The organism is Streptomyces sp. NPDC060064 (assembly GCF_042736455.1).
In the GTDB taxonomy this organism is placed as follows: domain Bacteria; phylum Actinomycetota; class Actinomycetes; order Streptomycetales; family Streptomycetaceae; genus Streptomyces.
In genome coordinates this window covers 1-15,698 of sequence record NZ_JBHWWF010000043.1, presented here as the reverse complement: position 1 = coordinate 15,698, position 15,698 = coordinate 1, and the positions used below count along the sequence as shown (strand labels likewise).

General features: G+C 66.5%; 8 protein-coding genes. All 8 read left to right on the top strand.

What is annotated here, in order from left to right:
* The first annotated feature begins 8 nt into the window (after positions 1-8).
* A complete protein-coding gene (gene prfB / locus ACFWDI_RS35020) occupies positions 9-1,118 on the top strand; it encodes a peptide chain release factor 2 (RefSeq protein ID WP_327323928.1) in 1,110 nt (369 codons plus the stop codon).
* Positions 1,119-1,516: 398 nt separating this feature from the next.
* The gene (locus ACFWDI_RS35015; protein WP_385310348.1) at positions 1,517-5,056 is read left to right on the top strand and encodes a LamG domain-containing protein; all 3,540 of its coding nucleotides are present in this window, start codon (positions 1,517-1,519) and stop codon (positions 5,054-5,056) included.
* Between the two features lie 210 nt (positions 5,057-5,266).
* Entirely contained in the window at positions 5,267-11,728 is a 6,462-nt protein-coding gene (locus tag ACFWDI_RS35010) for an RHS repeat domain-containing protein (RefSeq protein ID WP_385310346.1), read from the top strand.
* Complete coding sequence (locus ACFWDI_RS35005) at positions 11,725-12,075, top strand: Imm8 family immunity protein (protein ID WP_385310344.1); 351 nt, start codon at positions 11,725-11,727, stop codon at positions 12,073-12,075. Before ACFWDI_RS35010 ends, ACFWDI_RS35005 begins: the two co-directional genes overlap by 4 nt.
* A gap of 544 nt (positions 12,076-12,619) precedes the next feature.
* Complete coding sequence (locus ACFWDI_RS35000; protein ID WP_385310342.1) at positions 12,620-13,870, top strand: helix-turn-helix domain-containing protein; 1,251 nt, start codon at positions 12,620-12,622, stop codon at positions 13,868-13,870.
* Between the two features lie 132 nt (positions 13,871-14,002).
* Complete coding sequence (locus ACFWDI_RS34995) at positions 14,003-14,296, top strand: hypothetical protein (protein WP_385310340.1); 294 nt, start codon at positions 14,003-14,005, stop codon at positions 14,294-14,296.
* Positions 14,296-14,607 (top strand): hypothetical protein, encoded by a 312-nt coding sequence (locus ACFWDI_RS34990; RefSeq protein WP_385310338.1) that lies wholly within the window; start codon positions 14,296-14,298, stop codon positions 14,605-14,607. Before ACFWDI_RS34995 ends, ACFWDI_RS34990 begins: the two co-directional genes overlap by 1 nt.
* A 356-nt stretch (positions 14,608-14,963) precedes the next feature.
* Positions 14,964-15,638 (top strand): hypothetical protein, encoded by a 675-nt coding sequence (locus ACFWDI_RS34985; RefSeq protein WP_385310336.1) that lies wholly within the window; start codon positions 14,964-14,966, stop codon positions 15,636-15,638.
* Positions 15,639-15,698 lie beyond the last annotated feature (60 nt).

Here is a 15,698-nt window from a genome sequence, read left to right as displayed (position 1 = left end):
CTGGGGGCGTGGCAGTCGTCGATGTATCCGAAGAGCTGAAGTCCCTCTCCTCGACCATGGGGTCGATCGAGGCCGTCCTGGACCTCGACAGGATGAGGGCAGACATCGCTGTGCTCGAGGAGCAGGCCGCGGCACCGTCCCTCTGGGACGACCCCGAGGCGGCGCAGAAGATCACCAGCAAGCTTTCGCACCTCCAGGCCGAGCTCCGCAAGACCGAGGCGCTCCGTGGGCGGATCGACGACCTCGGTGTGCTCTTCGAGCTCGCCGAGGACGAGGACGACGCGGACGCCCAGGCCGAGGCGGAGTCCGAGCTCGCCGCGGTCCGCAAGGCGCTGGACGAGATGGAAGTCCGTACGCTCCTGTCCGGCGAGTACGACGAGCGCGAGGCGCTGGTCAACATCCGCGCCGAGGCCGGCGGCGTCGACGCCTCCGACTTCGCCGAGCGCCTGCAGCGGATGTATCTGCGCTGGGCCGAGCGCCACGGCTACTCCACCGAGGTCTACGAGACGTCGTACGCGGAAGAGGCCGGCATCAAGTCGACCACCTTCGTCGTGCGGGCGCCGTACGCCTACGGCACGCTCTCCGTCGAGCAGGGCACGCACCGCCTGGTGCGCATCTCGCCCTTCGACAACCAGGGCCGCCGCCAGACGTCGTTCGCCGGCGTCGAGGTGCTGCCGGTCGTCGAGCAGAGCGACCATGTCGAGATCGACGAGTCCGAACTGCGTGTGGACGTCTACCGCGCCTCCGGCCCCGGTGGCCAGGGCGTCAACACGACGGACTCCGCCGTGCGCATCACGCACATCCCGACCGGCATCGTCGTCTCCTGCCAGAACGAGCGCTCCCAGATCCAGAACAAGGCGAGCGCGATGAACGTCCTCCAGGCCAAGCTTCTTGAGCGCCGCCGCCAGGAGGAGCAGGCCCTCATGGACTCCCTCGGCAAGAGCGACGGCGGCAACTCCTGGGGCAACCAGATGCGTTCGTACGTCCTGCACCCGTACCAGATGGTCAAGGACCTGCGTACGGAGTTCGAAGTGGGCAACCCCCAGTCGGTACTTGACGGTGAGATCGACGGCTTCCTCGAAGCAGGAATTCGCTGGCGCAAGCAGCAGGAGAAGTAACCGCACACTTGTCAGGCCACGGCGCCGGGTCCTTCGGGAGCCGGCGCCGATGGTGTTTCCGGTGGTAGCCGGTGATCGAATTTGAGTCAACCTCTGACATGTGGAGGTTGCCGGTCGACCGTATTCTCGGCTTTCCCAGGGTGTGGAACCAGCCAGGTCGTTCCGACGTGAGGGATTCGTCCTCCAAAACCTTTGACGTGTGCAGGCCGTAACGGAGAGCATGCGGCAGGCTTAAGAACGTTTGTTCTTATAGGGGTGGGGGACGGGGAATGTCTGCACGTGCCTTGAAATGGTGGCGCCGAAGAACCATCACGGCGGCCCTGGTCGGGACGCTTGCGTGGGCCGGGATGCCGGTGCTCTTATCCGCTCCGGCGCATGCCGCCGGTCCGCCGGCCAGTGTGGAGCAGAGGGCACTCGCCCGTGCCGCTGAAACGGGCCAGCGGGTCGAGGTTGTCGGCGCGCGTACCGAGTTCGCCACTACGTACGCCAATCCCGACGGGTTCACCTTCCGGCTCGAACAGTCAGCGGTCCCGGTACGGGTGAAGGGCCGGGGCGGCTCCTGGGTCACGCCGGACGCCACGCTGCAGCAGCGTTCTGACGGGACCGTCGCGCCGAAGGCGGCAGCAGTCGACCTGACCTTCTCGGGTGGCGGCGCCGGCACTGGCCTCGTGAAGATCGCTCGCGATGGCAGGACCCTGGCGTTGGGCTGGCCGGGCCGGCTGCCCGAGCCCACGCTCGACGGTAACAGCGCCGTGTACGCGAACGTCCTCCCGGACATCGACCTGCGGATGACGGCCACGGTCGAGGGCTTCCGCGAGGTTCTGGTGGTCAAGACGCCCAAAGCGGCTTCCGACCCGGAACTGAAGAAGATCACGTTCTCGGCACATGCCACCAGGCTGAAGCTGTCTCCGACCGAGGGCGGTGGAATGACTGCGGTGGACGGCAATGCCACCGAGGTGTTCTCCGCCCCTCCCGCGATGATGTGGGACTCGTCGGGCAAGGCTGCACCGGCGGCCGGACCGGCTGCCTCGGCACGAGCAGCGACGACGAGGCCCGCCGCGCATGGGGACCGCACCGCCGGACCCGTCCCAGGAGATGAGACGGCAGATCTGCCCCTCCAGGTGGGTAGGAACGCCATCAGCCTGGCCCCTGACGCGAAGATGCTCAAGGAGACCGACGCCTCGGCCTTCCCGCTCTACATTGACCCGACGGTCAGCTGGGGCGAGGCGGAGCGGACCCTGCTGCGCTCGGACGGGTACAGGTTCTACAACTTCGACAACCAGGACGAAGACGGCGGTGAGCGCGGCAAGGGTGTCGGCAAGTGCGGCACATGGGGCGGCTACTACTGCGGCCCCGGCTATGTGCAGCGGCTCTACTACGAGTTCTCGCCGGCCAACCTTGCGGGCAAGCACATCCTGGGTGCGACCTTCCGGGTGACCGAACCCTGGGCGTTCCAGTGCGATCCGCGCTGGGTGGATCTGGTCCGTACGAACAACATCTCCTCGTCGACGGCATGGTCCAGCCGCCCCGGCGAGCTGGATCTGATGGTCGACAGGAACGTCTCGGCGGGCCGGGGCTCACTCTGCGACCCGGACACCCCGGACGCCCCCATCGATTTCGCGGACAACGCGGACGAGACGAACGAGAACCTCACGGCGACGGTGCGCAACTTCGCGGCGGGCAAGTTCGCGCGGCTGACGCTCATGCTCAGGGCCCACGACGAGGGGGACACCAGCGCCTGGAAGAGGTTCAAGAACGACGCGACGCTTGTGGTCGACTACGTCGGAAAGCCCAACTCCCCCACACCGTTCGGCTTCGTCACCGGGACCGGACTGTCCTGCTCGCCGAAGATCGATGCTCCCGGGACGATCAGCGACCCCACGCCACAGGTCTCGGCCACCGCGCGCACCGTGGTCGGCGGGTCACCCGAAGCGCAGCTCCGGGTCCGTTTCCAGGTGCAGAAGCAGACCGGCACGACGTGGACCGCGCTTCCGGACTTCATGTCACCGACATCCGGATATCTCGGCACGGGGCAGGCGGCGAGGCCCTCGGTGCCGCAGACACTCGAGGAGGGGCCTCTCTACCGCGTGCAGGCGTGGACCAGGTCGTACTGGAACAACTTCGGAAACTGGCTGACCTCGCCCGGAAGCGTGACCTGCTACTTCAAGGTCGACAAGACAGCCCCGAAGGCGCCGACCGTGACGCTCAACTCCACATACACGCCGTGCACCACGACGGCCTGCGCACCGGGCGGCGGGCCGGGCAAACCAGGCTCCTTCACCTTCTCTCCCGCGACCGGTGACGCGAACAACGTCGCCTATCAATACAAGCAGTCGACCGAGACGGTGTGGAGAACACCGAAGAACACCGGCGCGAGTGTGACGGAGACGATCACTCCGCAGCTCCCGGGTACGTACCAACTGGAAGTACGGGCCAAGGACAACGTGGGCCGATGGGGTGCGTCGCAGGTGGTGTCCTTCCTGGTACAGGAAGGACCGGGGCCTTTGGGGCGGTGGCACTTCGACGAGGACTCGGGTCAGGCGCTGGACTCGTCGACCGCGGACGCCGCCAACCAGGACAACGCGACGCTGTCTGCGGGTGCGGTTCGCGACGACCTGGGGCGTCGAGGGGAACTCCGGTACGACGCTCAGGGCAATCCACTGAAGACGCCGAAGCAGGACAAGGGCCTGCAACTCGACGGTGTAAATGGGTTCGCGGCAACGTCTGGGCCGGTACTCGAGACCCGATCGTCCTACACGGTTTCAGCGTGGGTGCGGCTGGATCCCTCGGCCACCAAAACAGTTACGGCCTTGAGCCAGCAGTCATCCACCAGCAGTCCGTGGGGTCGTCAGTACAGCCCGTTCATGGTGTCCCACGGAACGGCGGGCTGGAGTATGCGTGTGCTGTCGACGTCGTCCGTCGGCGGTTCGAACATGCACGAGATCAAGGCGAAGCAGTCTGTGCCGAAGGGGGTCTGGACGCACGTCGCTGCAATTCATGATGTGGCTGCCCACAAGGCCAGCTTCTACGTGAACGGTCAATTGCAGGGAACTGCCGACACTGGCACTGCCTGGACCGCGGACGGCCCGTTGCAGATCGGCCGCCTGATGTACAACGACGTCTACATAGACCACTTCGCCGGATCCATCGACGAAGTCGCAGTTTGGCAGTACGCCCTGCAGCCGGAGGAGGTAGCCCAGGAAGCCCGAACCCTGGCCGGCGCGTCCGGTCTCCCGGACGTCGAGCTGGTCGGGAGCTGGAATGCCGAGGGCGCGAGCGGCACTACCGTTGCCGACACGACCTCCGGCTACGGGCGCACCGTCTCATTGGCCGGTGGCGCCACGCTCGATGGTGAGTCCATCGTCCTGGACGGCTCGGACGGTGCCGCGACCACGGCAGGGCCCGTGGTCGACGACTCCGCGTCCTTCACCGTCACCACCAGCGTTCAGCTGGACAAGGCCAAGTTGCTGACCAAACAGGCCGGATACGTCGGACAGGTCGTCGGACAACGCACCGCCGACGGCTCCTCCTGGGGTCTCTGGTTCGAGCTGACCGGCACGAAGACCGAGGCCGACGACGACGGCAACGAGCACACCGTGCCCGTCGGCTACTGGCGGTTCGGCCGGGTCAACAAGGACGGCACAAGCACCTGGGTCAGCTCCGACGAGGACGCTGCTATCGGTTCCCCCGTCCGCCTGACCGGCATCTTCGACGCCCTCTCCGAAGACGGCCCCGTCATCCGCCTGTACGTCGGCCTCGACCAGAACGACAGCGACAAGGCCTACTCCGCCCTCGTCGGCTCGGGGGACCTCGCCGTGGGCAAGGGCTACAGCAGCACGGCCTGGGGGCACTTCCTCCCCGCGCGGATCGGTGAGGTCCGCCTCTGGGCAGGAGCCATGGCCGGCAAGGACCAGATCGAGGCCGTGATCGGCGACTGACCGCCCAGCTCCGGGGTGGGACCACCACGTCGCGTTCCGCGGCGAGTGGTCCCACCCCGGACCGGGCGATCGAGCGATCGCGTTTCACAACGCACTTCTTGAGCTGCATCGGCGCGTACGTACGGCTGGTGCGTACGCGACATCATGGGGGTTGGGGTCATGGGCAGGGGTTCAACAGCACGTCACAGACGCACCAGAGCGCGGACCTGGGTGATCACGGCTCTCGCCGCGGTCCTCGCCGTGCCGGCGGGGCTGAGCCCCGTCGCGCAAGCGGCACAGGCGGCCGACGGCGGTCCCGGCCGTCCCGTGGTCCCCAAGCCGCGCGAGGGCAAGGTCAAGGAGCTGAGCGCCACCGGTGCCAGGAAAGCGCGCGAGCGAGTGGCCCAGGAGAAGGCAGGCAACGCCTCCGATGCCGCCCGGGCTTCCCAGCAGCAACGCGCCCACTGGCCAGGCCCGGGGACCGCCACGATGACGCTCACGGGTACGAGCGCGCGAACCACGGTCGGTGGCATCCCCGTGACCGTCAAGACCGGCATGTCTGCCAAGCCCGCCCGCACTGTCGCCGGACAAGCCAGGATCAGCGTCCTCGACCGCAAGACCACCAAGGCGGCCGGGGTGCGCGGTGTCCTGCTCACCGCGCAGACGAACCAGCCCGGCAAGGCCGAACTGACCGTCGACTACGCCTCCTTCGCCTCCGCTATCGGCGGCGGCTGGTCCAGCCGACTGCGGCTCTCACAGCTCCCGGCCTGCGCGCTGACGACGCCCAAGCTCGCCAAGTGCCGCACGCTCACCTCACTGAACTCCCGCAATGCCGTCCGTGCCCAGAGCCTGTCGGCCGCCGTGAGTCTGGCCGCCCCGACCGTGCTCGCCGTGACCGCCTCGGGCCCCGGGCCGTCCCCCTCCGGAGCCGGTGACTACTCCGCCACCCCGCTCGCCTCCTCCTCGACCTGGGAGGCCGGCGGATCGTCGGGCTCGTTCACCTGGTCGTATCCGATGGATGCCCCCAAGGCCGCCGCGGGTCCGTCACCGTCCCTGAATCTGACGTACGACTCGGGCAGCATCGACGGCCGTACCGCCGCGACGAACAACCAGGGCACCTCGGTCGGCGAGGGCTTCGACCTGTCCACCGTTTCCTACATCGAGCGAAAGTACGGCTCGTGCGACAAGGACGGGCACGACAAGCAGTACGACCTGTGCTGGAAGTACGAGAACGCCTCCCTCGTCCTCAACGGCAAGTCGACCGAACTCGTCAAGGACGACGTCACCGGCAAGTGGCGGCTGAAGAACGACGACGCGTCGACCGTCGCCTACGGCACGGGCGCCGCCAACGGCGACGACAACGGTGAACACTGGACCGTCACCACCGGCGACGGCACGAAGTACGTGTTCGGTCTCAACAAGCTCAGCGGCGCAGACACTGAGCGCACCAACTCCGTATGGACCGTTCCCGTCTTCGGCGACGACTCCGGCGAGCCCGGGTACACCCAGGGCGACACCTTCGGCGACCGCTGGCTGAACCAGGCCTGGCGCTGGAACCTCGACTACGTCGAAGACACCCACGGCAACGCCATGTCGTACTGGTACACGGCCGAAACCAACCACTACCGCAAGAACAAGGCCGGCACCGCCGATGCCAGGTACACGCCGAGCGGCTATCTGAACAAGATCCTCTACGGACAGCGCTCCGACACCCTCTTCACCGCTGAGGCGCCGGGCCGGGTCAACTTCACCTACGCCGAACGCTGCACGGTCTCCAACTGCTCCCCGCTCGGCGACGACACTTCCAAGAACTGGCCCGACGTCCCCTACGACGCCATCTGCGCCTCCGGGGCCAAGGAGTCCGACTGCCTGGCCGAGAGTCCGGCGTTCTTCTCCCGGAAGCGTCTCACCAAGATCGACACCGCGGTGTACTCGGGCACTGCCCCCACCCCGGTCGACTCCTGGGCGTTCACGCAGCACTACGCCGACAACGGCGACATCGCCGACTCCTCCGACCAGACGCTGAGGCTGGACAGCATCCAGCGCACCGGTCACACCGGGACGGCGATCACGCTGGATCCGGTGTCGTTCACGTATCTCAAGCGGCCCAACCGGGTCGCCGGTGGCACTCAGCCGGGCGGGGGCAACATCCTTCCGCTCACTCGCCCTCGCGTGAGCACCATCACGTCGGAAGCAGGCGCCATCACGACGGTCACGTACAACGACCCGGAGTGCGTGCGCGGTTCGCGGATGCCTGCTGCGGAGGACAACAACGCCGAGTCCTGCTATCCGCAGTACTGGAACATCAATGGTGCGACGGACGCGAACCTGGACTGGTTCCACAAGTACCGCGTCACCGCCGTGACCACCGCGGACCCGTCCGGCTCCGGCGAACCGGTTGAGAACGCGTACACGTACGAGGACCCCGCCTGGCACTTCAACGACAGCCCCTTCGTCCCCACCGACGAGCGCACCTGGTCCATCTGGCGCGGCTACCAGAAAGTCACCGTCCAGACCGGCGCCTCCACCGGTACCCGTTCACGGACGGTGACGAGTTACCTCCAGGGCATGCACGGCGACCCCCGGAAGGCGGGCGGCACCCGGAGTGTGAACGTGCCCGGCATCGACTTCAGCGGGCTGGACGTTCCCGACGCCGTCGACGCGGACCAGTACGCCGGTTTCACCCGCCAGCAGATCACCTACAACGGCGGCACCCCTGTCGGCGTCACGGTCAACACCCCCTGGTCGGCCAGGACTGCCACGCAGCACAAGTCGTACGCCGACATCGAGTCGTACTACGTGCGTACCGGGACGCAGTCCACGCACACCTATCTCACCGGACCCAAGACCTGGCGCACGGCGAGTGCGGTCACGAAGTACGACGCCTACGGCATGGCGTACGAGGTCGACAACACAGGCGACATCAAGGACGGCAGCGACGACACCTGTACCCGCACCTGGTACGCCCGCAATGACGCGAGGGGCATCAACAGCCTGGTCTCCCGCACCCGTACGGTCGGCCGTAACTGTGCGATCGCGGAGGCAGAGCTGAAACTGCCCACGTCAGCGGCCAAACGCGAAGACATCCTGGCCGACACGGCGATTGTCTACGACAACGCCGCTGCCACTGCCTGGTCTGCCAGCCAGACCCTCACGAAGGGCGAGGCGACCTGGACCGGCCGCGCTTCCGCCTACCCGGCCACCGCGACAGGCGGCGAACGCCATCCGTCGACCTGGCAGACGATGTCCAAGGCCACGTACGACACTCTCGGCCGTCCCCGCAGGATGACAGACGCGGCCGGCCAGCCGACGACAACGGACTACTCCCCAGTCGGCGCCGGAATCCTCACGAAGACGATTGTCACCGACCCCAAGACCTACAAGACGATCACTTTCCTCGACGGCGTGCGCGGACTGCCACTGCGCACCTACGACGCCAACTTGAAGAAGACCGAGCAGACGTACGACGGTCTGGGCCGTCTCACGGGAGTCTGGCTGCCCAACCGCAACAAGGACGGCGGCCAGTCGGCCAGCATGACCTTCGCCTACACCTTCAAGCGGGGTGTGGTCCCCTCCATCGCCACCTCGAAGATCAAGTCCTCGGACACGGTGACGACGTCGTACGAGATCTTCGACTCGCTGCTCCGCCCGCTGCAGACACAGAGGCCGACACCGAACGGCGGGCGGCTGCTCACGGACACGCGATACGACTCTCGTGGCCTGGCCTACGAGACGTACGCAGACATCTACGACTCCGCCAAGACACCGAACGGCACGTACGCCCGGGCCGAATACGGAGGTGCGCCCAAGCAGGCCACCACGGTCTTCGACGGTGCCGGGCGCGCCACGAGCAGCAGCTTCCATGTCTTCGGTGTGAAGAAGTGGACCACGACCACGAGCTACACGGGCGACTCCACTGCGACGAGCGCGGTGAGCGGAGGACAGGCCACCCGGGTCATCACCGACGCCCTCGGCCGTGCGGTCGAGCGCCGTGAGTACGCGGGTCCCGACCCGGCGGACGTCGAATACGGCGGCGGTCTCGGCGCCCAGTACACGTCCACGTCCTTCACGTACACCCGCGATGCCAAGCAGGACACGATCACCGGACCGGACGGTGCCAAGTGGTCCTATACCTATGACCTCTTCGGCCGTCAGGTCACGGCGACGGACCCGGACACGGGCACTTCCAAGACCGGATACACGGTGTTGGACCAGACCGACTGGACCGAGGACTCAGAGGGCAAGGGACTGCTCTACGGCTATGACGAACTCGGCCGCAAGACGGGCCTCTGGTCGTCCGCGCGCACGGACGCCAACAAGCTTGCAGCCTGGACCTTCGACACCCTGGCCAAGGGATACGGAGACAGCTCCACGCGCTACGACGGCGGAGCGACCGGCAAGGCGTACACGAAGAGGATCCTCACCTACGACACCCTCTACCGGCCCACGAAGACAGAGCTGCTGCTGGACGCCAACGAGCCGCTTGTCCTGGCCGGTGGCGCACAGACCAGTTACACCTTCGAGAGTGCCTTCAACCTCGACGGCACTGTGCAGAACTCCACCGAACCGGCAGCCGGCGGACTAGCCGCGGAGACCATCGAGAACCGCTACACACCCACTGGCCAGCCGACTGCCGTCTACTCGGGAACGTCGGGTTACTTGCAAGGCGCGAGCTACAGCGAGCTGGGCCTGCCCCAGCAGCTGAAGCTCGGCGTCTCCGCGTCGGCCGAAGCCAAGATGACGTATGTCGACAACCGGTACGAGCCGGGCACGGACCGCCTCGCCCGCTCCTTTGCGACGACGCCTCAGACCGCTCCGTACAAGCCGCAGGATCTGAGCTACGCGTACGACGACGCGGGCAATGTCACGAAGATCGCCGACACCCCCAATACGGCGCCTGCGCTGGCGACCGACATCCAGTGCTTCGCCTACGACGGTCAACGCCGTCTGACGGAGGCATGGACGCCGTCGACGGACGACTGCACGAGCAAGGCCCTGGGCGGCCCGGCACCGTACCGGACCGGGTACACCTACAACCCAGCCGGCCAGCGGGCCACCGAGACCGTGACTCCCGGGACCGGTGCCGCGACGACCACCAACTACTGCTATATGAGCGCGTCTCAGCGCCACACCCTGACCGCGACGACGAAGACGCCGGACTGCAAGGGCGTCACGCCGGGGTACGGCTACGACAAGACGGGGAACACCACCGGGCGCCCAGGCCCGACCGGAGTCGCCCAGGTCCTCGTCTGGAACGCCGAAGGCAAGATCGCCACCCTGACCGAGGGGGCGAAGAAGACGGGCTACCTCTACGACGCGGAGGGCACGCTCCTGATCCGTCGGGCGAACGGGGACGGGGAGAGCGTCCTGTATTTGGGCGCGACGGAGATCCACCACAAGGTCGCGGGCGCGGCCAAGAAGACCTGGGCGACCCGTGCATACTCGGCGGGCCCACAGACGATCGCGCTCCGCACGAATGAATCGGGCACCTCGAAGGTCTCGTTTCTGGCGGGCGACCACCATGGCACGAGCAGCCTGGCGCTGGATGCCGCAACTCAGGCGATCACCAAGCGCTTCACGATGCCATTCGGTGCACCGCGCGGGGGAGCGGTGGGCACTTGGCCGGACGACAAGGCATTCCTCGGCAAACCGGCCGACACCGCCACCGGCCTCACCCACATTGGTGCCCGCGAATACGACCCAGGCATCGGCCAGTTCATCAGCGTCGACCCCGTCCTCGCCACCGACAGTGCCCAGTCCCTCAACGGCTACAGCTACGCCAACAACGCCCCCGTTACCACCAGTGACCCCACCGGCATGTGCGCCGAGGTCGACTGCCCTGCACACGGCGTAACCCCAGTGCCCGCCGGCTCCCCCCATCAGCAAAAGCCTTCCAGCGGCCAGAGTGTCCACGCGGGCCAAGGCACCGGCAGCACCGGCGGAACAGCCAGTGGTGGCGGTGGAGGCACATCAAAAGACGGCCAACCGATGATCGACGGCATCCGAATGCCCAAGTACACGGAACTGGGCAACTATGCAGCTGGATATGCCGACCAGGATTCCTATGGCTACCGGATAGAGAAGTGGGCCAAGAATAATTGCTTTGGGCCTAATGGGCCTAGTGCCGACTATGCAGCCTTCTGTGGCACGGCGAAGACGGCGGGGCTGCTGGAAGTTGGCGATGACCCGTTCGGAGTCAAGGTCGTCGGGCGCTGTGCCACCAAGCAGGAAGACTGCGGGGAAGCCGCCATTACTGTCGCTCTCTATCTCGTTGGAGCGGGGTGGAGTAAAGTTGCTGCCCGTGGTGCTGCTAGCGGTCTGGCCGCGCGGACAGCTGTATTGAGGTCAGTCGCCGAGCGCGAGAGCTTTATGCAGCTCAACGGAGACTTGCGAATGGCTCGGATGCTGGCTGATGCAGGCGCAGCGAAGGGTTTCTCGGGTATCGGGCAGGGGACGGCAGCGGAGGCTCAGGTTATGGGTCAGGCGTGGGTTGGACCAGGCTATAGGGTTGCTAGGGATGGGCGTACGCTCATCAGCCAAGATGCGCTGCGTCAGTATCGTCCTCCGTCGTTCAAGCCTAATCGACCCATTCGGTTTGGTGGCCCTGGATATCAGGCGAACTTCGAATGGCGTGTATTTCCTGAAGGTAGATTTACTGGAGATGCGCACCTCAACATTACGGATATGCCATGAGAGCTGCAGTGTATGGATTCATCAGTCCGGACGTTGACTTGGATGACTTTCGGCCCGAGGATCCGCTGAACTTCTCGTTCCTTCTGCAGGCCTTGATCGGGCCAAGTGATCGTGAAGCTGGAGAGTCGCTACAGTTCATCGTCTGTACGCCGGAATGGCTAGCTAGGCGAGTTGGGTCGGAAAGAGTGGTACTTGGTCGTTCCCTCGTGGTGGTGGACTCTCCTGACGTGGGGATGATCCTCGATCACGTCGAAAGGATCATTGGTGCAGTTGAATCCCCGAGCTGGGCGGCGCTCACTCGAAAACTCTCGTGCCTCGGCGATTACGAGTTTGAGGAGTTCGTTTGATCTGTCTGGTCGGGTAGAGGCAGTGGGGCTCGGATAAGAGTGTGTGAGTACCGAGCTCGTGCCCGTTTGGTGGCGGGCGGTTGTTGTGACCGGGAGCCCCGCCAGCTTGGTACCGGACATGGGTCCCGCCGGGCTGACCTGACTTTGAAGGCAGCCCGACGGGCAGACGATGAACTGGAAGGACTCTTCCCATGGCCGGTGGGGAGGGGCCGGTCAGAAGTTGAACAACGGGGAACATGAAGCGCTCGGGTTCGTCCGGCACGAGGGTGTGTGGGTCGATGCGGTGTATGCAGGTGGCGGATCTCGGCTTTCATGTGGTCCTCAGGCTAGGTGTCGTGGCGTCGGATGATGGGCGTCCCGCATTGTCGGATGCGGCGACGTCCGCTTGTTTGAGCGGGGCGTGGCTTGGCAGTACCCCCATGCTTGGGGCCAACTCCCATGAAATAAATGCTTCTCCGGGGTGAGGGGGGCTGATCTTTGTGCCCCTCTAGGCCTCGCGTCGTACTCTGCTGTGACGTGGGTTGCGTCAGAGAGAGGCAGGGCCATGTCGTCCGATGTCACCCCTAACCCCCTCATCGAGCCCATCGCGTTCGGCCAGCGGATGCAGGTCCTGCGAACCCGTCGTGGCATGAGTCGCACCGTGCTCGCCGGGCTGCTTGGTAAGTCTCCGAGTTGGGTGAAGCAGGTGGAGGGGGGGCAGCTGCAGATGCCCAAGCTGCCCATGGTGCTGCGGATCGCCGAGGCGTTGCGCGTACGGGATCTTTCCGAGCTCATGGGTGATCACTCCGTACCCACCGCATTGTTCGCCGGTCCGGGCCACGCGCGACTTCCGCAGGTGCGTGCGGCTATCGATGCGTACCCGTTCACGGCTGACTCCGAGGCTCCGCCTGCCGCGCATTTGGAGGCTCGCCTTGTGCGGGCCTGGAGGGCTCGGCACTCATCGCCGAACCACCGAGACGTCGTTGGTTCTCTGCTTCCCGAGTTGATCCGTGACGCGCAGCTCGGTGTGCGGCAATCCGAGACGGCGGCTCAGCGGCGCTCCGCGCAGTCGCTGCTGTCGCAGACGTACAGCCTCTGCCAGTTCTTCATCGCCTACCAGCCCGACGCTTCGCTGCTGTGGCGTGTGGTGGAGCGGGGGATGGTTGCGGCACTGGAATCGGAGGACCCGCACACGCTCGGGGTGGCGGCCTGGCTTGCCGCGCAGGCGCACCGTGACAGTGGCCCGGCCCATTTCGAGGCGGCTGATGCGGTGACCCTGGAGACGATCCGCTACCTGGAGCCGCTGCTGCCGGGGGCCGATGATGACGTGCTGGCCATCGCGGGAGCCCTCCAGTTCGAGGCGGGATACACGGCAGCGCGCCGGGGCGATACAGGTTCTGCATGGGGGTACTGGGATGTGGCACGAGCCATGGCCGAGCGACTGCCGGCCGATTACTACCACCCCGTCACATCGTTCTCCCGGGCCGTCATGGGGGCACACGCGGTGACTGTCGCTGTTGAGCTGCATGCAGGTGGGGAGAGTGTCAGGCAGGCCGCTGTGGCCGATGCCGCGACGATTCCGTCCCGCCCGCGGCGCGCCCGGCACCGTATTGAAGAGGCCCGTGGGTACCAGTTGGACGGGCAGCCCGAAGTGGCCTTGGCGGCTCTGGACAAGGCGTACGAAGCGGCCCCGGAGACCATGCGCTACAACGGCTACGCGCGCCGCATCCTCTTGGAGGAAGTGGAGTCGAAGAGCCCGTCACAGCGGCGGCGGGCCGGCGAACTCGCTGTGAAGGTCGGGATGTTGGCTTCCTGACGGAAGGGGCAGGAACTCTGCCCCTTCCCCCTGCGCAGGGGTCCTACGGTCGGTGGTCGTACGACTACCGAAGACCCCCGCGACCGCGGTAACGGCCCGGGGGCGTGGTCCACCTGAAGAAGGCAGGTCGACGTGCCGCACTGTATCGCCCGTATCTTCGAGCAGTTACTGAGACTGCTGTTCCCCGCCCGTGGCCGGCACAGGGTTGCCCGGTCGGCGCCCCTCGGCGCAGCCCTGGCTGTGCCGGACACCGCTGCTTGCGTACGTGTCCCGTCGTTGCTGCGGGGCGAGGACTCCGCGCTCGTACGTCCCTATCTCGTCGCGCACGAACAACGACGCCGCAGGCAGTGCCGCCGGGTGCTGTGGCTCGCGTCGTACGGCATCGATCTCGACACTCGGGACATCCACAGGCTGGGAGCCGCTTGATGGGCATGGAACCGGCCGCCCGGCTGCTGCCTTGGAGCGGCCCTGAGGGCAAGCCCTGCTACCTGCTCACGGACAAGGGTGGGGGCTACGTCTCCCGGGTCGCTGACCAGATCGAGTCCGTTCAGCTCGGAATGGGTGCCGAACTGCTCGGCCATGCAGAGGCGTTGCTCGACGACCCGCGAGCCGACGCCTTTCAGCTCCGCTATCTCTCGGCTCGGCTGACTGAAGCGCTGCGGGACGCCGTGCGCATCGCTGAAAGCCGCGGTGCCGGCCTGCCCGAACCCGACACCGCCGCGCCGTCCGGACCCTGATGGCCTCAGTGGGCCCGGCAGAGCCCCATGAGCAGCGCAGCTGCGGTTGAGTTTCGGATTCGCTGGAGCAAGCAGCAGGAGAAGTAAAAGGACGCTTTGTCGACAAGGGAACTGTCGCCTCCGAGGCGGCAGTTCGCTTTTATGTCACAGTTGCATCCCCGCAGGTCAGGCAACCTCCCTCATACCGGACATCGCACGCGCAACCGCCTTGACGCCTTTCCAAATCTTGGGAAAGCTGACGCGCGGCATGCGTATCTACTGGGGCGCGTGTGAGTGGGGCCGAACGAAACAGCCCCCAACGGCAGTTGCCCCGGACGCTGCTCCATTGACGAATAGCTACTGGGGGTAGCAACCAGATGACCAAGAAGACGCGTATCCGTGTGGCGCGCATTGCCGCCGGCGCGGTGATCGCCGCCGGTGCGTCACTGACCGCTGCCGGCGCCGCTTCGGCCGTCGGTGTCGGCATCAACGTGGGTCCCCTCGAGGTGTCGGCCAACGCCGACGAGAACGGCATCGACGCCGGCATCGGTGTGGATGACCCGACGATCCCGACCACGCCGGGCGACCCGGGCCCGACGGAGCCGACGGACCCCGGTCCGACGGAGCCCACCGACCCGGGCCCGACGGAGCCGACGGACCCCGGTCCGACGGAGCCCACCGACCCGGGCCCGACGGAGCCGACGGACCCCGGTCCGACGAAGCCCACCGGTAAGCCGACGGACAAGCCGACCGGTAAGCCGACGGGCGACCCGTCCGAGAACCCGACCGGCAACCCGGGCACCGGCACCGGTGACAACGGCGACGCCGGTACCTGCACCGTCGACCTCGACGGTGCCAAGTGCGCGGACAACACCGACACCGACAGCGCCGGCTCCAAGCCGGTCGAGCAGGGCAAGGCCAAGGAGGAGCTGGCTGAGACCGGCGCCGCCGAGACCACGTTCCTGCTGATCGGTGCCGCGACGATGATCGCCGGTGGCATCGGCTTCCGTATGCTGCCGCGCCTCGTCGGTGGCGGACGCACCGTTGCCTAAGCGACACAGCACGTAACAGCACGTAAGAGGAGGGCCCGGGACGCTACAGCGTGCCCGGCC